This window comes from Pseudomonas sp. GM49, from assembly GCF_000282355.1.
GTDB lineage: Bacteria > Pseudomonadota > Gammaproteobacteria > Pseudomonadales > Pseudomonadaceae > Aquipseudomonas.
On sequence record NZ_AKJL01000189.1, the window covers coordinates 13,273 to 30,696 of the forward strand.

The following is a 17,424-nucleotide window of genomic DNA, read 5'->3' on the forward strand; positions in this document are numbered from 1 at the left end:
TCCAGTTCTTAGTTGGTGTTGCCCAAGTCGTCTTTGATGTTGGCACCAACGCTCAGCAGGTTAGCCGTAGGGAATACCTGGCTGATAAAGCGGTTCCAGCGGGTGACATCGGCCGGGCCAACGTAAACCACATCCTGCGGTTGCAGTTTGAAGTGTTGGGCAAGGGCAAAGGCCGACGGCGACTTCAAATCGATCTGGAAAACCTTGACCGGCTCATCCGCCAGGTTCTCGACCCCGCGGATTACGTAAACTTCCTTGCCACTGGAAGTTTCCTGACGCAAGCCGCCGACACTGCCAAGGGCATCCGTGAGGTTCATGTTGCTGCCCTTGAAGACAAGCGAGCGCGTGGAGACAACTTCACCCAACAAATAGACCTTTTTCTGGTCGTTGTAGGGCAGGTGCAATTGGTCGCCGTTTTTCAGGTAGAGATTGTGCAGATTCGAGTTCTTGCGATTGAGTGCGTCGAGGTCGATCAGGTATTCATGACCATCGCGCTTGAGCACCAGACCGGAAATGTCCGCAGTGCCAACTTGCACCGAACCTTGGCCGACAGCGTCCAACAGGCTCAGCGGGGTGTTGGTGATGGGCAACTGACCCGTTTTGCCAAATGCGCCCGACAGGACCACTTTCTGGCTGGCAAAACGCAGGATGCTGACATCCACCTGAGGCTCGGCAACAACCTTGGACAGGCGCGAGGCAATAATCGAGCGAAGTTCGTCGATAGTTTTACCAGCCGCTTCGATGGTGCCTACATAGGGGTAGAACAGCGTGCCATCCGGGCGAATCAGGCGTCCGTTCGCTTCGATTTGCTGTTGTGGGCCGGACGGAGCGGTCAGTTCCGGGTGATCCCAGACAGTGATGTAAATCAGGTCACCGGCACCGATGCGGTACTCAGCAGGCTGGTAACGCAGCAACTCCGGTGCAACCACGTTCGAATGGTCCGCGGCCGCTTCAATGGCCACCAGTTTTGGTGTAATCGGAACCAGCTCGATACGGCTGCTTTCCGGGGAGCCTTCACGTACCAGATTGCCCGTGTCCATGTGCTGACCAGGGGAGAAAATGCAGCCTTGTAGGGTCAGGCCAACCAGCATGGCCAAGGGAAGCGCGCGATTCATTGTAGAAATTGCTCGAAGGGAATAGGCAAAACAAAACCTCCCAGCAAGGCTGGGAGGTTAGCGTATCGAACTTTAAGCGGGGGGCTGTTACCGAGTGGTACCAGTAGTGCCGGTAGTACCAGTGGTGCCGGTAGTACCTGGGGTACCGTCGTTACCGCCGCCGCCGCTGTTGGAAGCAGCAACACCGGCAGCGATTACACCAGCGCCGATTGCCAGACCAGTACCGACGGTTACACCGCCAGCGATTGGAGTGGACAGGGACAACTCAGAAGATGCTCCAGGTTTTGCAGCAGTAGAAGGCGCCTTTGCTGGAGCGGTTTCAGCAGCCATCAATGGCAGGCTGATGGAGGTAGCGAGGGCGATGGCCAGTAGTTTTTTCATAATCATGCTCCTTGAAAGGATTAATCCTTGGGGGGTGTTGGAGATAAGGTTATTGCAGGAAGTGTCTACAATGCAAGCTAGATTTTACTAAAGAAAGCTTTAGTTTGCGTTTTTTCCTAGTTCTCTTAGTGGGCTAGGGTCAAAGCATTGACTTAAACCGTCGCTTGGCTATGGAGCAACTGCTCTAACTGGTGTTTTACCAAATAAAATCTTCCGTTTATTTGGAGGCCTATGCCGAAAAATTTAATAGATTTGTGACAGTAGTGCAGTGATTGCAGTTAGTTGATGAGATAAAGTGCTAATTCAATTGTTTTGCTGTGGAAGTGTCGTTTGGTATTAAGTTTTAATTTGGGGGCGGCAATTTAAGCGGTGTTAGAGCTTTTTGAAAGATGCACTTTTTTATAAAATAATGTGCATGCATGAGTCACATATTTTCGGAATGCCTTGCTGTATCGCTTTTCTATAAATAAATAAATGAGTGCGGAGATGACTAAGCAAATAATCAAGGTGAATAGTACAAGTGCATATTTATCGAGTTTTCCAGAGAGCATGTTGATGATAATATACCCAATTTCTTGATGGATTAAATATAAGGGGTATGTCAGCGCGCCCATAAAAGCATAAATTTTTGAACTCGGCCTAGGTAGTCCATTGAGTTTAATAACTGAAAAAAACAAAAAAAACGAAGTAACAATTAGCGCGACGCTTGTCTCTGAAAATGGGGATGCGTGTTGTGATTGTATTTTTGGAAGCTGTAAAAAAATTGCTTGGTGTTGGGCTAGTAAGAAGGAGGCAATAATTAAGCTGACCCTCGTGGTAGTCGGGCCTGACTGCGTGACTAGATAAAATAAAGCACCAGAAATGAAATACGGAGAATATTCGGTAAGGAATACGAGATTGACGATGCTTGGAAAGGAGATGACTTTTGATAAAAAAGATATAGTCAGGAAAACAAATGCTGCAAGTTCAAATTTGGTTATTGATTTAAATGCGAGTAAACATGCCATCCAGAAGTAAAAGATAAGCTCGATAGCTAGAGTCCAATACACGCCGTCAATATTTTTAATTCCAAAAAATTTTTGTAACATTGTGAGGTTTGCAAAAATATCAAAAGCTTGTAGTCCGCGCGTATTTTTTTCGATAAAAAAAATAAAAAAAGATGTAAGTAGGACTGCAAACCAGTATGCAGGGTATAGCCTAGCTGCGCGAGAGGCTAAGAAGTCGATTACACCTCCTCGTTGTATGGACATAAAAATAACGAAGCCACTAATTAAAAAAAAGAACTGGACGCCAAGATATCCGTACTTAAAAAACTCGCCGATAACATTGAATGATATTGAGTTGGTATGGTTGCCCGACCAGCTCAGGAAAAGAAAATGAAATAGAACCACTGATATTGCAGCAAAGAATCGGCTGGCATCTAGTATGTGGAATCTTGAGTTTCCATTTGAACTGGTTACTATTTTTTGCATAAACAAGTTGCTCGGTTTTTTTACGTTAAATTAGTGTCTGTGCAGAATTGTTTCCATGGTTAATTATTCGATGTCTTTTTCGGTGTGGGTCTAAGTTTTTCTTTTATTAGTAGCCATGCAAACTTAGAGTTCGTTAGCAAATAACGCTTCCACATTCTTTTGGGCTCTTGAATTACCCTGTAGAACCATTCTAGCCCCCATCGTTGCATCCAGAGAGGCGCGCGCTTCACTTTGCCTGCGACGACATCGAACGTTCCACCTACGCCCATTACAAAATCAATTCCCAACTCTTCTCGCCAGCGATTGATAAAGTTTTCTTTCTTGGGAGAAGTAATTGCGACGAATAGTAACTGTGCGCCAGACTCACGTATTTTTTCAACTACAGTTTTCTCATCGTTCCAAAAATAGCCATGGTGATATCCCGCAATTTTAAGTGCTGGATATAGCTGCTGCACTCTGTTAGCTGTGGAGGATACGACCTCATTTTCTGCACCTAAAAGATAAACAGAGAAGCCATTGTCTGCACTCATTGCGAGCAGTTCATGGAAAAGATCCACGCCAGCAACGCGTTCAGGAACCTTGTGGCCAAGGAACCGCGCGCCCCATACAATCCCCATTCCATCGATATTTATTATGTCGCATGATCTAACGGACGTATTTAATTGAGGGTCCGAGCGCATGTGTATGAGTTTAGCCACATTGATAACGACATGCTGAGTGAAATGACCCGAGTGAATAGATGAGCAAATAGTTGCCACGGTTTCACTCATGCATGAAATATCAATTGGGCATCCAAGAAAATTAACTCTTTTCATTGTTTAACCTACTAGGCAAAGCTTGATTGTTTTGGGAATGTATTTTTGAGCAAGTCAAAAATTTTAATGATTACAAGGAATAGGCAGTAAAAAAGTATGCTTATATCCCAGTACCCGCTATGGATTGATAGTAGCGATAGTGTGAAAAGATAACAGAAGGAGAACTTGAATAAAGCGCTACCATTAGTCGCATAGGATTTCATTAGGCATATCGCTGTTGCAATTATGAAGAAGCCTAAAAAGACTCCGGCATAGCTAAAGTCAATATATAAAGCACCCTGTAAGGTTGGTGTGATACTCATTGGTCTATTATTGACCCAGCGAGCAGCGGTCAAATCCCCGACAATGTTTCTTGCTCCCCAATGTGATCCTGGAAGCAAAGCCTCATAGTTGCTCAAAAAGAGAGCGCCATTCATATGTGATTTTAGATTAGTGCCGATGCTCGATATTGTTTGTTGGCTGAAATCGAACATTGATAAAACAGGTACTAGAGGGGCGACATATTTGTGTTCGTCGACGTACTGGAAGTCTACGTTTTTAAAGAAATCGCTAAGCTCGTATTCTTGCGAAATTCTATAGCCGGAGAATATTGCGGATATGCTGATAAATGCCGTCGCAGTTATTGCTGCGTGTTTTATTGTTTTGTTCTTGTCGAACTCAAATGTTGTGTAACAAAAGTATATTGTAAGCATCGCAATGAGTGCAGGGGCGCGATAACCAAAGATAATAATACCTACGCAGTAAAATATGACGGGAGCTTTCTTTGGCTTTTTCTTGATGTCCAAATCTGATATGTATCGAAACATAATCCAGAAGCCAAACAGCGGTGCGAGATTGAAAATAATCGCGGAATTTGTAAAGCGTGCCTCACCAAGTAGTAACGGTATGCCTTTGTTGGTAATGATTGTAAAAGCTATGCAGCTGACAAATATTAATAAAAAAAACGCGCCAAGCGATTTAGATTTACTAGATCGAAATTCAGTATGTTTTAATGGTGCTTTTTTTCGGCCAAATAAAATATAACCAGTGATACAACCGGCTAAACCAATTATAAATAAAGACCAGGGGAGATCTTTGCTGTATGCCCCTTGAAGGCTCCAAGGCATGTTTAATAGACCGAGAATGTTGTAGGTGCAGTATGCACCGATAAATAGCAACAGGGGGTGAAGCTTTTTCGTTGATTTAGGGTTGGAACTGAGTTTTTGCTTCTTGGTCAGTATCACTCGCAGGATCTCATGTGGTCTATTTTATTGCGGTAGCGCGGATGCTGCTGACTGCGTATCTTAAATATCGGATGTGTGGACTACACGCGTGTTTATAACAAAGTGTGACTATTCATCGGAAAAAATAGTATTTTTTAATACGATTGATATTGCGTCAGCACTATATTTTTCTTGGCACGCGGAGGATAGTATTTTTCTTTGTAAGTTACTCGTTGTCGCTGTAATAATGGAATCGGCTATTTCTTGCGCCGTATATTTTTGCGCTTCATAAACCCCAGGTAGTTCGTTGAGTGCAGCTTTGACAGCAGGGTTTGGTCCGATTACAACGGGGCAGCCAAATGATAAAGCTTCAATGAAAACTAATCCAAATGAATCGTGAGAGCTTGGTACTGCTAAAACATCACTGTTTAAGTATAGAGTGGATTTTTGCTCTTTATTTACCCATCCGATAAATTCTATTCTGTGGCCTATATCTAGGTCATGGGATAGCTTTTCTAATTCACTCCTATAAGGGCCGTCCCCTGCAATCTTTAAACTGTAATTCGTCGGTAAGAGTGCAATCGCTTCAATTACAAGTTGGATATTTTTCTCTTGAACTAAGCGCGAAATTGAGAAGATTGTCTTCTCAGTGCTGTGCGACTGCTTTCGTTCTTTTATGTCTGGTGCTGCTTCTACAAAATTTGGGACTATGGCAAGATTTGTAACTTTATAGTTTGAAAAAACATTGAACCACCAGTTACTAAGTACAATGTTTTTGTCAGATTTTTTGCATATGGAAAGTAATGCCTTTTTCCAGAATCCATCGGAGTGTAAGTAGTTTTCAAAGGTTGCTGAGTGGTAATGTGAATAAACTTTTGAGCCAAGTGTTTTTGCAAGGTGTAGTAAAATAAGTTTTCTTATTAAAGAACCTTTTGGGCCGACATGAACATATACTGTGCTGGCAGGTAACTTATTGGTGATTTCATTGTATCGAGTAAAAAATAGTGAAAGTATTGCACTGATAAAAAGAAAGGTATTTTTTATCTTCCCGTTTTTAGGGGAGTGAGTGGTTATGTTGGTTGTCGATAGTCCTTGCTTCTTTAGTTCGGTGGTGAGCAGATTAACAGCTGTAGAGATTCCGCCCATTTCTGAAGAAGGGGCAGTAGAAAAAATTAAAATATTTTTCATGAGGGCTTCCTTGCGAGAATTTCACGAATTACGATGTTTCTAGTTATGTAATTTCGCAATATATATAAAGCTATCGATGTGATTAGGAAGGTTATAAATATTTCTGGAGATTCTCCCTGGTAAATATAAAACGATAATGTAATTGCGATTGTTAAGGTTGCATGCGCTAAATTAACTAGTAGCATGGTTTTTGATTTTTCAAAAAAATTTATAATGACCGACTCTGTAGCGCAAAGCTGTGGGGTGCAAATAAATGCAGCTATCAATGATGAGTAAAGTATGATTGCAGATAGCCCGACTTTTGCTTGAGTTGCGTAGGTCACAGCAATTGCAATAGGTTGTATTGCTATAAAACTTATTAAAGTAATTTTTGTTGTTGTGGCGCACGTTTTATCAAATATTAAGTCGAACTCCTTTTTGAGATTGAAAGATATGCTGTTCGATATTTCTGGAATTTTTTTCAGTAAATAAGCTCGTATAATTGTAAGTGCAATTGAGCAGATGTTTGTGATTAGGCCTACGGCACCCGCAAGCGCTGGACCGCTAACATGGAAGCATATGCTTGGTGCGAGATTAATTATCCCGCCACTTGCTAGGTTTGACAGTCCTATAGATGTGGCGTCAGCTATTATTTTGGTTTCCCGGTTGCTGCGATATTTTATAAGTGAAACGAGAGGGGTAATGACGGAGATAAGGTATGTAGCTGATAAGTAAAATAGGATATATGATGAGGTTAGTTTGCCAAAAGCACTTAGACTGATAACAGTTAACGCAGTTCCAATCCAGGTGATTGCTTCAAGGACTATGAGATTGTTCAGGGCTGATCTGGCTAGGTAGTAATGCCTGAAGATCCAGTAAATACTTGAAGTGAAGAGAAGTAGGGATGCTTCTAGTGGCTTGTTGAGTGTTGTTAGGAGGAGCTTATTCAGTAAGTATAGTGTGGTGCTTATTGATAAAATGTATGGTATTAGTTTAATAAGCAATGATTTTAATATTTCGGCAGATTTTTCTGAACTGTCTTTATCTTTTGGAATTAGGTGCAGAATCTGAGTGCCGGCACCGATTGCTGTTAGCATCAATAAAAAAGCAGTTATTGATAGGTCGTTTGCTATTTCACCTTGTATTTGTCCGGTTGCGAAAAATCCAATAATTGCCAGAGTGAATATTTTTAGGCCGCCAGGAGATGCTGCAATAAATAGATATACTAGTTTTTCGATGTTGATTGATTTTAAGTTTGGTAGAGAAGACATTTTATCTGATTATTTGTAATTTTTTTGTTTGGATTAAATGCGTTTGGCCGGCCGCTGTCAGTGCAAGAGGCCGGCCTTTGGCGTTATCAAAGATCAGATTTTATTGATTTGTCTGTCAGGCTGTCCATATTCCGCGGCTATCCACGACTGTTTTGTTAGCTAGGCAGTTAATTGTTATTTCCTTAAAGCTTTTGTGATCGACTAGGAGTACAGCTATATCTGCTTCTGCTAGTGCTTGTTCTGTGCTTTGTAAAGATGCTTTTTTAGAGAGTTCTGGGGGTAGCTCTTCGATATTTGGCTCTATAGCAAATACGGGCCCCGGATGGATCGCTACTATTTTTTCAAATATTGCGACAGCAGGGCTTTCTCTTAAGTCATCGATGTCCGGTTTGAAGGCAAGTCCAAAACAGGAGATGGTTATATCGCTTGCGGTTTTTTTCGGGTTTGCAAGTAGAATGTCTGCGACTGCAAGTTTAACCTTTTCAATTACCCATTGCGGTTTACTATCATTAACCTCCCTTGCAGTCCGGATAAGACGAGCTTGCTTGGGGGTTTTGCTGACAATGAACCAAGGGTCGACAGCAATGCAGTGGCCGCCCACGCCAGGGCCAGGTTGAAGAATGTTAACTCGCGGATGGCGATTCGCAAGTTTAATCAACTCCCAAACACTTATATTCAATTCATCGCAAATCATTGAAAGTTCGTTGGCGAAAGCAATGTTCACGTCACGAAAGCTGTTTTCGGTAAGCTTGCACATTTCCGCAGTCCGTGCGTTTGTAACAATACATTCGCCCTGAACGAATATTTCGTAAAGGCTAATGGCTAATTCTGAGCATTTTGGAGTCATGCCGCCAATTACACGATCGTTCTGCACTAGTTCGCGCAGTACATGGCCCGGTAATACACGTTCTGGACAGTGTGCAATACGGATGTCGGAGTCTTCCCCGTGAGTTTGAGGGAAACTTAGGTCGGGTCGAGCAGCTGCTAACCAAGTGGCCATTTGCTCAGTGGCGCCAACTGGGGAGGTGGACTCAAGGATGACCAAGTCGCCCTTCTTGAGTACTGAAGCAATGCTTTTACTTGCGGATTCGATATAGCCAAGGTCTGGCTGATGGTCCCCTTTGAACGGAGTAGGTACTGCTATCAGGAAGGCATCCGCTGGTTCCGGTTGTGTAGTGGCGCGCAAATAACCTTCAGTAACCGCTGCATGCACAATCATATCTAGGTCTGGCTCAACGATATGAACCTGGCCGCGATTGATGATATCCACTGCGTTTTGATTAACGTCGACGCCTATCACTTGTTTTTTACGTGAAGCGAAGACCGCCGCTGTTGGAAGGCCGATGTAACCGAGGCCAATGACGGAGATGGTTGAAAAAGGCATTATACGTCCTTGATAAATGTTTGTTAAATACAGGTAGAGTTGACTTGAATAGTGGATATTTACTTGGGAGTGTCGTGGGCGAGCAGTGCTGCAAGAATGCGCTGACAGGCTTCGCCGTCGCCATAAGGGTTATGGGCAAAACTCATCGTTCGGTAGGCTACTTGGTCTGTCAGTAAACGATTCAACTCCCTGACAATGTTAGTGGTTTCAGTACCAACCAGTTTCACCGTACCTGCGGCCACTGCTTCCGGCCGCTCTGTTGTATCGCGCATCACCAGCACCGGTTTACCCAATGAAGGCGCTTCCTCTTGAATACCGCCCGAATCGGTCAATATGATGTGAGAGCGGGTCATCATGTAGACAAACGGAAGGTAATCCAATGGTTCGATCAAATGGACATTGTCGATACCGGTAAGCAACCGGTTGACGGGTTCGCGAACATTAGGGTTGAGGTGCACCGGATAAACGATATCGACCTCAGGGTTTTGTTGGGCGACTTCAATCAGCGCATTACAGATTCGTTCAAAACCGTCACCGAAGCTTTCTCGACGATGCCCGGTTACGAGAATCAATTTCCGGGAAGGGTCGAGAAATGCACCAGGTGCGGCGGCTTTTTGATTGAGTTCCTCGTCCTTATCAAGTCGCGCCACTACGTCCAGCAATGCATCAATTACGGTGTTCCCTGTAACGATGATGCTTTCGGGTTTGACGCCTTCGCGTAGCAGGTTCGACTGCGAGGTTTCGGTAGGGGCGAAATGCAAGCTGGCCAGAGCGCCAGTCAACTTGCGATTGCCTTCTTCAGGCCAGGGCGAATAGAGATTGCCGGTACGCAGGCCCGCTTCAACGTGCGCGACTGGAATTTGTTGGTAGTAGGCCGCGAGGCTGGCGGCGAAGGTGGTCGCGGTATCACCGTGGACCAGCACAATATCCGGCTTGAATTGTGCAAATACGCCTTTCAAGCCCTGCAGGATGGCTGTGCTGACATCGGTCAGGTCCTGGCCGGACTTCATGATGTTCAGGTCGAAGTCCGGGGTGATCGCAAACAGGTCAAGTACCTGATCAAGCATTTCTCGGTGCTGGCCTGTCACACAAACCTTCGCATCGAAGCGTTCGTCAGAGGCAAGAGCAAGAACCAGGGGGGCCATCTTGATAGCTTCGGGCCGAGTGCCGAAGACGCAGAGGGTTTTCATTGAGTACGGGCCATTTTATTGGTGTTCGTTTGAGTCAAGAGTGCGCAGCGAAAGAGCGCACTACAGTGAGGAGCAGCAGACGGGCTTCAGTAGATATTCTTTGACAGCAAGGTGAGGGGGGTCTTGATCAGAATCTTGATATCGAGCCACAACGACCAGTTGTTGATGTACGCGAGATCAAGCTCTACACGCTTTTCCATCTTGTCGATGGTTTCCGTCTCACCGCGATAACCACTGATTTGAGCAAGCCCGGTAATCCCCGGTTTGATTCGGTGCCGAGCCATATAGGCGTCGATTTTGCCGGTGTAGTAATCGTTATGTGCCACGGCGTGAGGGCGAGGTCCTACCAGAGACATGCGGCCTTGCAGGGCATTGAACAGTTGCGGCAGTTCGTCGAGGGAGGTGCGGCGGATGAACTGACCGACGCGGGTCACCCGAGGGTCGTCACGACTGGCCTGTTTGACTTCCTGGTCGTCGTGCATACGCATCGAGCGAAACTTCCAGACCTCGATGATCTTGCCGTTCCAGCCGTGGCGTTTCTGTTTGAACAGGATCGGGCCAGGGGATGAGCGTTTGACGGCGATGGCGGTGGCCAGCAGGACGGGGCTGAGCAGGATGATTGCGATGAGTGCGACGGTCCGGTCCATTATCGCTTTAGAGGCGGCGGCGGTGGGGTAGGACGTCAGTGGGCTCTCGTTCAAGTGAATGGCGGGAAGGCCTTCGATATCACTTACGGAGTGATTGAGCAGGATCAGGCTTTGCAGGTCCGGGGTCCAGATGACGTCGACACTGGAGTCCAGCAGGTCGATGTACAGGCCTTCGATCTGTTCGGCTTCTGTCAGCGGCAATGCGATGTAGAGGCGCCGAATCTGGTGGGTTGCGATCAGGTCCCGCAGGTGGGCAAGGCTGCCAATCACCGGGTACAGGCCATTGCTGGGCGAGGGTTGGTCGTCCGCAGCTACCAAGCCAACCAGTGGTTCGTTTCTGTTGCGAACCAATTTGTCCGCGAGCTCTTGGGCCAGGTCGCCGGTGCCGATAATCAGCGAGGTGCGGGCGGCTTGCAGCTTTTGCTGGTAACGCCGGGAGAGGTTATGCAGCGGTACATAGAGGCAGGCTTGGAGTGCGAAACCGCCGAGCGCGAGGCTAATAATAACTTCGCGGGAAAAAAGCTCACTGGTTTTGGTGATAAACGCCACGACGGTCAAGCCGGAGAGTAGTACCAGCCAGCCAGCCAACAATCGGCCAAGTCCTACCAGATAGCCATGGTGTTTATGGTAGACCTGCATCATGGAGTAGGAGGGTACCGAGCCGAGCAGTATGAATGCCGCGAGTATCCGGTAGTGGGCTTCGACTTCCCCGGTCTTCATGGTTGCCAGTGCACAGAGCAGGAGGATGAGTGCGCAGATTGCGGCAAGCCATTGGGTCCAGAACGTAAGACCGCGATCGGCTGTTTGCGTGGTGTTGCGCTTGCGAATCAAAATAATCTCCCTTGCGTCGATTTGGACATAACCTTCCTGGGTATGCCTGCTGCATGGAGTGTTCACTCCATGCAGCTTTAGTTGCTGTTTGAGCCTCTGGCACAAACCGGTCTGTGTCGTGGCGTTTCCCTTATCCGTGGCAGGGAACGCACTCGCCTTGGCCAATATCAAGGTTTTGGGCACGCTACCGCCCCAGGATTGACCGTTGGTTTCCTGAGAACGTGCGCCGTGGGTGCGACGAATGAGCCGATGCGCGAGCGCTGGCATTTTTGGGGAAGAGGGTCAATCAGGCAGGCCGAGACTGTGCTCGGAGGATAATGAGTCTGTCCTTGACTTCTGCACAGCGCGAGGTTTGTGCAATGGCATCCTGCCGGAATGGGAATATACCTCAGCCGACGGCGTATTCTACGGTTTTGTTAGGAAATGTGAAGGCATAAAACAGGCTCATATGGGGTTCGGACGGACAAAATTACCAATAACCAGTGAAAAGCCGATTGCAGCCGATAGCCCAGTGTTTGCTGGGCGAAGTGCCACTATGTGGGCCACTACGCGAGCCATCATACGATCGATTCTGGAGTATGTGAGGAAGGGGGGGAGGAGCGAGCTTATTCGCGATGGACTCAGGGGTGATGCGTTTACTCAGAGAGCAGGCGTTATCGTTAACGTCCATCGCGAGCAAGCTCGGCTCCTACAGGGTCTTTTCTATGGCGTTGATCGGGACGCTGAGGGTGTGTTCGCGGTGCAGGAGTTGCAGGAGAATTATGATGCGTTCGGCACCGTCGCGGGCGAGGAAGATAGCGTCCAGTTCCTTGAAGCTGCCGCGGTTGATGCGCACGCTGTCACCGGGTTCCAGTGCCAGGGTCTCGGGCGGTTTTTCGCTGAGTTGTTGCTGGAGTTGCGCGATGAGTTCGTCTGCCACTGCGATCGGCTGCTTGCCGAACGTCACCAGTTGATTCACCCCGCGGGTTGAACGTATGGGGTGCCAGTTGTCGTTGAGCTGGTCGAGCTGGATAAACAGGTAGCCGGGGAAGAGAGACTCCACCGAGGTGCTGCGGCGACCACGCTGAATACGTTCGATCCATTGGGTTGGTCGGTAGCAAGTGAAGCCCTGGCGAATCAGGTTTTCCTCGGCGCGAGCGTCTTGCCGGGGTTTGCACTGGATCAGGTACCAGCGTGGGGGCGGGTGCGGGCGAGGCATGCTGAGGGCTCTCATGGGTGAATCAGGGCAGCGGCGCTGCCCTGATATCCGGTGTCACTTTTTGTCCGAGGCGTATTCGTATTGATAGTAGCTGTAGCTACCGTAGCCGTAAGCTGAAGCTTTGCGTTCCACGGCGTTGAAAATCGCACCCTTGACCACGATGCCGTTCTGTTCGAAGCGGCGCTTGGTCACTGCGATCTCTTTGGCGGCGTTTACGCCGAAACGGGTCACGATCAGGCTTGTGCCGGCCTGACGGCCCACCAGGGCGGCATCGGTCACTGCGAGGATTGGCGGGGTGTCGATGATCACCAGGTCATACTGGTTGCTGACTTGCTCCAGGAACTGGGTGAAGTTGCTGTGCATCAGCAGTTCGGATGGGTTTGGCGGGATCTGACCGCGGGTGATGACGTGCAGGTTGTCCACTTCGGTGGAGTGGGTTGCCTTGTTCAGATCAATCTTGCCGGCGAGCAGGTCGGACAAGCCATTGTTCACGTCCATGCGGAACATTTTGTTCAGGTAGCCTTTACGCATGTCGGCGTCGACCAGCAGTACCTTTTGTCCGGTTTGGGCAATGATGGCGGCCAGGTTGCACGAGACGAAGGATTTACCCACGGCCGGGCTTGGGCCGGAGATCATCAGGATGTTGTTCTTCGCTTCAAGGGTTGCGAAGTGCAGGCTGGTACGCAGGCTGCGCAATGATTCGACAGCGAGGTCGGCAGGGTTATTTACAGCAAGCAGCAGAGAGCCGGTAGATGCGCGGCTATTGCCCTTCAATGTGCTTTCAATCTGGGACTGGCCCTTGCTGAGAGGGATCGACGCGTAAACCGGGATACCGAGTTGTTCGATGACCTCTGGATCTTCCACGCCGCGATTCAGCATTTTGCGGACTAGCACAAAAGCTACGGCGAACAGTCCACCAAGGAAGGTGGCAATCAGCACGACTAGCGCTTTTTTAGGTTTTACCGGCTCTTCGATGTTCGCGTCAGCGGAATCGATAATACGTACGTTGCCGACAGTGCCGGCCCGAACAATATCCAACTCCTGCGTTTTGTTCAGTAGTTGCGTATAGATTTCAGTGGTGACTTGCATGTCGCGGGCCAGGCGAAGGAGTTCCTGCTGTGTTTCTGGCAGGTTCTTCACCTTTTTCTCTAAAGCGATTTTCTGTCCGGCCAGTTGGCTTGTCTGGGTCATTAACGCCTGATAAGCCGGATGCTCGCGAGTGAAGCGATGCTCCATTTCCGCTTGCTTGAGCTTGAGTTCAGATATCGCGGTTTCCAAGGCCACGATCTGATCAAGCACGGCTTTGGTTTCAATGGTGATGTCGACCGAGCGCGCGCTTGTCTGGTAGGCATTAAGCTGCCCTTCGGCTTTTTCCAGTTGTTTGCGTACTTCTGGTAACTGAGTTCTTAGGAAATCCAAACTTTGCGCGGCTTCGGCGGAGTTACGCTGGACGTTCTGTAGTACGTAGAGCCGGTTGATCTCGTCCAGCACCTTGTTAGCCAGATCAGGATCTTCGTTTTCTAGCGACAGCGCGATGATGCCGGACTCTTTGCCACGTTCAGCGGCCGACACATCGTCCTGATACTTGAGAATGGTATTGAGGCGACGCTGCTTGGTAACAGTGAACAGAGCGCCGGTATTGGCATTCAGTGTCGAAACTTGCAGTTTGAAGCCATTTTGCTCCAGTTTCTCACCTGATTGACCATGAAGGAGGACTTCGTCATCGTCATTCAGCAGAGTAAAGGCACCATTTCCCTCAGAGCGTAGTGTCAACCCCTTGCCCAGATAGGCATCAGGCGCTTCCAGTTGGAAGATATCGAGTTTTTCTCCACCCCAAGTGAAGCTGTTGAGACCGAGCAGTGGCGAGGCCACCTGGTTTTCACTCACCGGCTCAAAGCGCCGGCTCAGAAAATGACCAATCAGCGGGAAATAGTTCGGCTCAACAATAATGTCGAGTTTCAGGTTCTCCACAGCCTTGCCCAGTACCGCGCGGGATTTAAGCAGCTCAATCTCGGTCACCGCCGGAGAGGTGCCACCAAACATCTCACTCATTTCCGCCATGCCGCCCAGCGCAGCCATGCCGCCTTTTTTCTCTTCAACCTGCACCAGCGCATTCGCCTGGTAAATCGGCGTCGACAACAGGGCATAAGCAACACCCATCGCGCAAAAGAACGCAGTGATACCAACAATGATCCACTTGCTATCGATCAAGGTGCCGAAGAGTGCGAGCAGATCGATGTCGTCATCGTCGTCGCGGTGTTCCTGGATGGGGAGGCTGTTTGGGCTTTGCATGCGGGGTACTTTTACAAGAGGTGATTATAGTTTTTGCGACCAGCTGTCGACGCCTTGCGTCATCAGTTGGTAGACGTGTTCGAAGGCGACCTTCTGTTGGCGATAGGGGTCGGGAATTTCCTGGTTGTTCTGCCACTTGCCCAGCAGGAACGTTTTGCCCTGTGCTTCCGGCGCCATTTGCACGATGCGTTTGACGTGGCCTGTTTCCATGGTGAGGATCAGGTCAGCCTGTTGCAGCAGTTCGCGGGTCAGTTGCCGGCCTTTGTGGTCCGGGTGGTCGCCATTGTGTTCGCGCAAGACTTCCAGCGCGGTGCTGTCCATGGGTTTGTCCACCAGGGCGTGGATGCCTGCTGAACTCACATCAATGCCGCGCTCGGCCAGTCTGCTTTTAAGCAGGGCCTCGACGGTGGGGCTTCGGCAGATATTGCCGATGCAAACGACCAGGATTTTATTGAACATAGGGGCTGCGCAAGTTGCGATATCAAGTATGAAAACCGCACAGGCAGGAGGAAGGAGAGGAGGTGGATTCCATTCCAGCGCAACCGTACGGCTATCTCCGGTGGCCTACTGCTACCGGGGCCATTTTAAAAACGTGCACTCTAGTGGTGTAGGGGGGGAGGGTCAAGGCTCGGCTGTTACTTTCTGTCATACGGCTGTTTGGTTCATTGCGGTGACTATTCCGCCATCGGGTAGGTGAACAGTCCGAAGTGCAGCAGGTTCAAGCCGAAGTGGCTGAGGATGGCAGCGCCCAATCCACCAAAACGGTAGGCGAGGCCATAACCGACCCCGGCCAGACTCGCCAGTACAACCCATTGCCAGCCGGCCCCGGCGTGACCCAGGCCGAAAATCAGAGACGCCAGCAGCAGGGCGAGGTTTTCACCCTGGGGCAGGGTTTTCATGATCCGGCTCAGCCCGCCCTGGATATAGCCGCGAAACAACGCTTCCTCGACCAGGGTTACCAGCAACAGGTTGTTGAGCATCCATAGCCAGGCCTGGTCCGGCCATTTCGGCGCCCAGGCGATGATGCCCATAAGCAGCGCGCCGCCCAGTACCAACACGGCGCTCAACGCCAGTGCCAGCACGGTGGCATATAGGAAGGAGCGCAACGAGTAACGACCGACAATCCATGGGCAGGCCAACAGCAGCCAGAAGCCGATCAGGGGTTTGTCCAGGTTCAGGAACATGGAAAACGACACGGCGTTTTCGCTGAAGCGCTGCAGAGCAATGCCGCGACCGTTATGGAAGCCCGGTAGCCAGTGCAATGCCAGGGCCAGCGCCAGGACGATGAACAGGCCGTGGCCGAGGATGCGTAGACCAGGGATTACTTGTTGGCGAACGGTGAAGCCGGCGATCAACAGCAGCATTACCGAGATTGCCGCCAGCCAATCGAGGTGGCCGTAGGTCAGCGCCAATCCGTAGCCGAGGGAGAGCAGGGCCAGAAAAGTCCATGGCAGGGCAAGCATTTAAAATCCTTGTGTTGGGATTACGCTGTGCACCCCTAATCCCCTGTGGGAGCGAGCTTGCTCGCGATGACGGAGTGTCAGGCAACATTGATGCTGAATGTTTCGATCGATCGCGAGCAAGCTCGCTCCCACAGGTTGTGTGTCAGACACAATACTTGGGGCGATACCATTTCAAGCGGCGCGCGATTATAGGGATGTAGGCGACATAAATAAAAACACCGCCCGAAGGCGGTGTCTGTCTGTGTATTGCTCGTCAGTTACGACGCAATCAATTGCCGCAACACGTAATGCAGAATCCCTCCCGACTTGAAGTACTCCACTTCATTGAGCGTATCGATGCGGCACAGCACCTCGATCTTCTCGCTGCTGCCGTCTTCGCGGGTGATGACCAGTGTCAGGTTCATCCGTGGCGTCAGCTCGACGCCGGTCAAGCCGAGGATGTCCAGGGTTTCACTGCCGTTGAGGTTCAGGCTCTTGCGGTTCTGATCCAGCTTGAACTGCAATGGCAGCACGCCCATGCCCACCAGGTTGGAGCGGTGGATCCGTTCGAAACTTTCGGCGACGACTGCTTTCACTCCCAGCAAATTGGTGCCTTTGGCTGCCCAGTCGCGGCTCGATCCGGTGCCGTATTCCTGGCCGGCGATCACCACCAGCGGCGTGCCCGAAGCCTGATAGCGCATGGCGGCGTCATAGATGGGCATTTTCTCCCCGGTGGGAATGTAGCGGGTGTTGCCGCCTTCTTCGCCGCCGAGCATTTCATTGCGGATGCGGATGTTGGCGAAGGTGCCGCGCATCATCACTTCATGGTTGCCACGCCGCGAGCCGTAGGAGTTGAAGTCCCGCGGTTCCACGCCTTTGTTGCGCAGGTATTGCCCGGCCGGGCTGTCGGCCTTGATGTTGCCGGCCGGGGAAATGTGGTCGGTGGTCACCGAGTCGCCGAGCAATGCGAGGACCCTGGCGCCGTTGACATCCTTGACCACTGGCGGCGGGCCGCCG

14 protein-coding genes and 1 pseudogene are annotated in these 17,424 nt (G+C 49.5%); all 15 read right to left on the bottom strand.

Features of this window, described 5'->3' with window-relative positions; genetic code table 11:
- Positions 1 to 8 precede the first annotated feature (8 nt).
- Positions 9 to 1,115 carry a polysaccharide biosynthesis/export family protein gene (locus PMI29_RS12125; RefSeq protein ID WP_007999427.1) on the bottom strand — a complete coding sequence of 369 codons (1,107 nt, stop codon included), beginning with the start codon at positions 1,113 to 1,115 and terminating at the stop codon, positions 9 to 11.
- 87 nt (positions 1,116 to 1,202) lie between these two features.
- On the bottom strand, positions 1,203 to 1,496 hold the full coding sequence (locus tag PMI29_RS31215; RefSeq protein WP_007999429.1) for a hypothetical protein: 294 nt from the start codon (positions 1,494 to 1,496) through the stop codon (positions 1,203 to 1,205).
- A 362-nt stretch (positions 1,497 to 1,858) separates the two neighbouring features.
- Positions 1,859 to 2,968 carry an acyltransferase family protein gene (locus tag PMI29_RS12120; RefSeq protein WP_007999431.1) on the bottom strand — a complete coding sequence of 370 codons (1,110 nt, stop codon included), beginning with the start codon at positions 2,966 to 2,968 and terminating at the stop codon, positions 1,859 to 1,861.
- Between the two features lie 59 nt (positions 2,969 to 3,027).
- Positions 3,028 to 3,738 (bottom strand): WecB/TagA/CpsF family glycosyltransferase, encoded by a 711-nt coding sequence (locus PMI29_RS12115; protein WP_274517876.1) that lies wholly within the window; start codon positions 3,736 to 3,738, stop codon positions 3,028 to 3,030.
- A 56-nt stretch (positions 3,739 to 3,794) separates the two neighbouring features.
- Positions 3,795 to 5,006: an oligosaccharide repeat unit polymerase gene (locus tag PMI29_RS12110; protein ID WP_033052480.1), complete on the bottom strand. Its 1,212-nt coding sequence runs from the start codon at positions 5,004 to 5,006 to the stop codon at positions 3,795 to 3,797.
- Positions 5,007 to 5,114: 108 nt separating this feature from the next.
- The gene (locus PMI29_RS31220) at positions 5,115 to 6,173 is read right to left on the bottom strand and encodes a glycosyltransferase family 4 protein (RefSeq protein WP_007999437.1); all 1,059 of its coding nucleotides are present in this window, start codon (positions 6,171 to 6,173) and stop codon (positions 5,115 to 5,117) included.
- Positions 6,170 to 7,423, bottom strand: a complete 1,254-nt coding sequence (locus PMI29_RS32025) for a hypothetical protein (RefSeq protein WP_007999439.1) — start codon at positions 7,421 to 7,423, stop codon at positions 6,170 to 6,172. Before PMI29_RS32025 ends, PMI29_RS31220 begins: the two co-directional genes overlap by 4 nt.
- A 115-nt stretch (positions 7,424 to 7,538) precedes the next feature.
- Positions 7,539 to 8,807: a UDP-N-acetyl-D-mannosamine dehydrogenase gene (wecC, locus tag PMI29_RS12105; RefSeq protein WP_007999441.1), complete on the bottom strand. Its 1,269-nt coding sequence runs from the start codon at positions 8,805 to 8,807 to the stop codon at positions 7,539 to 7,541.
- Positions 8,808 to 8,866: 59 nt separating this feature from the next.
- On the bottom strand, positions 8,867 to 9,997 hold the full coding sequence (gene wecB, locus PMI29_RS12100) for a non-hydrolyzing UDP-N-acetylglucosamine 2-epimerase (protein WP_007999443.1): 1,131 nt from the start codon (positions 9,995 to 9,997) through the stop codon (positions 8,867 to 8,869).
- A gap of 86 nt (positions 9,998 to 10,083) precedes the next feature.
- Complete coding sequence (locus tag PMI29_RS12095; protein WP_443216455.1) at positions 10,084 to 11,475, bottom strand: undecaprenyl-phosphate glucose phosphotransferase; 1,392 nt, start codon at positions 11,473 to 11,475, stop codon at positions 10,084 to 10,086.
- Between the two features lie 688 nt (positions 11,476 to 12,163).
- A complete protein-coding gene (gene rfaH, locus PMI29_RS12090; RefSeq protein WP_007999447.1) occupies positions 12,164 to 12,673 on the bottom strand; it encodes a transcription/translation regulatory transformer protein RfaH in 510 nt (169 codons plus the stop codon).
- Between the two features lie 54 nt (positions 12,674 to 12,727).
- The gene (locus tag PMI29_RS12085; protein WP_007999450.1) at positions 12,728 to 14,965 is read right to left on the bottom strand and encodes a polysaccharide biosynthesis tyrosine autokinase; all 2,238 of its coding nucleotides are present in this window, start codon (positions 14,963 to 14,965) and stop codon (positions 12,728 to 12,730) included.
- Positions 14,966 to 14,989: 24 nt separating this feature from the next.
- The gene (locus PMI29_RS12080; protein ID WP_007974078.1) at positions 14,990 to 15,424 is read right to left on the bottom strand and encodes a low molecular weight protein-tyrosine-phosphatase; all 435 of its coding nucleotides are present in this window, start codon (positions 15,422 to 15,424) and stop codon (positions 14,990 to 14,992) included.
- A 215-nt stretch (positions 15,425 to 15,639) separates the two neighbouring features.
- Positions 15,640 to 16,428 (bottom strand): CPBP family intramembrane glutamic endopeptidase, encoded by a 789-nt coding sequence (locus PMI29_RS12075; protein WP_007999452.1) that lies wholly within the window; start codon positions 16,426 to 16,428, stop codon positions 15,640 to 15,642.
- Positions 16,429 to 16,685: 257 nt separating this feature from the next.
- Positions 16,686 to 17,424 (bottom strand): annotated as a pseudogene (locus PMI29_RS12070) (aconitate hydratase); the annotation flags it as partial.

What these genes read in the sequence shown, in the direction of transcription:
- wecC (WP_007999441.1), bottom strand. Translation starts at nt 8,807, where the DNA reads ATGCCTTTTTCAACCATCTCCGTCATTGGCCTCGGTTACATCGGCCTT.
- PMI29_RS12125 (WP_007999427.1), bottom strand. Translation starts at nt 1,115, where the DNA reads ATGAATCGCGCGCTTCCCTTGGCCATGCTGGTTGGCCTGACCCTACAA.
- PMI29_RS31215 (WP_007999429.1), bottom strand. Translation starts at nt 1,496, where the DNA reads ATGAAAAAACTACTGGCCATCGCCCTCGCTACCTCCATCAGCCTGCCA.
- PMI29_RS32025 (WP_007999439.1), bottom strand. Translation starts at nt 7,423, where the DNA reads ATGTCTTCTCTACCAAACTTAAAATCAATCAACATCGAAAAACTAGTA.
- PMI29_RS12120 (WP_007999431.1), bottom strand. Translation starts at nt 2,968, where the DNA reads ATGCAAAAAATAGTAACCAGTTCAAATGGAAACTCAAGATTCCACATA.
- PMI29_RS31220 (WP_007999437.1), bottom strand. Translation starts at nt 6,173, where the DNA reads ATGAAAAATATTTTAATTTTTTCTACTGCCCCTTCTTCAGAAATGGGC.
- PMI29_RS12085 (WP_007999450.1), bottom strand. Translation starts at nt 14,965, where the DNA reads ATGCAAAGCCCAAACAGCCTCCCCATCCAGGAACACCGCGACGACGAT.
- wecB (WP_007999443.1), bottom strand. Translation starts at nt 9,997, where the DNA reads ATGAAAACCCTCTGCGTCTTCGGCACTCGGCCCGAAGCTATCAAGATG.
- PMI29_RS12080 (WP_007974078.1), bottom strand. Translation starts at nt 15,424, where the DNA reads ATGTTCAATAAAATCCTGGTCGTTTGCATCGGCAATATCTGCCGAAGC.
- rfaH (WP_007999447.1), bottom strand. Translation starts at nt 12,673, where the DNA reads ATGCCTCGCCCGCACCCGCCCCCACGCTGGTACCTGATCCAGTGCAAA.
- PMI29_RS12075 (WP_007999452.1), bottom strand. Translation starts at nt 16,428, where the DNA reads ATGCTTGCCCTGCCATGGACTTTTCTGGCCCTGCTCTCCCTCGGCTAC.
- PMI29_RS12115 (WP_274517876.1), bottom strand. Translation starts at nt 3,738, where the DNA reads ATGAGTGAAACCGTGGCAACTATTTGCTCATCTATTCACTCGGGTCAT.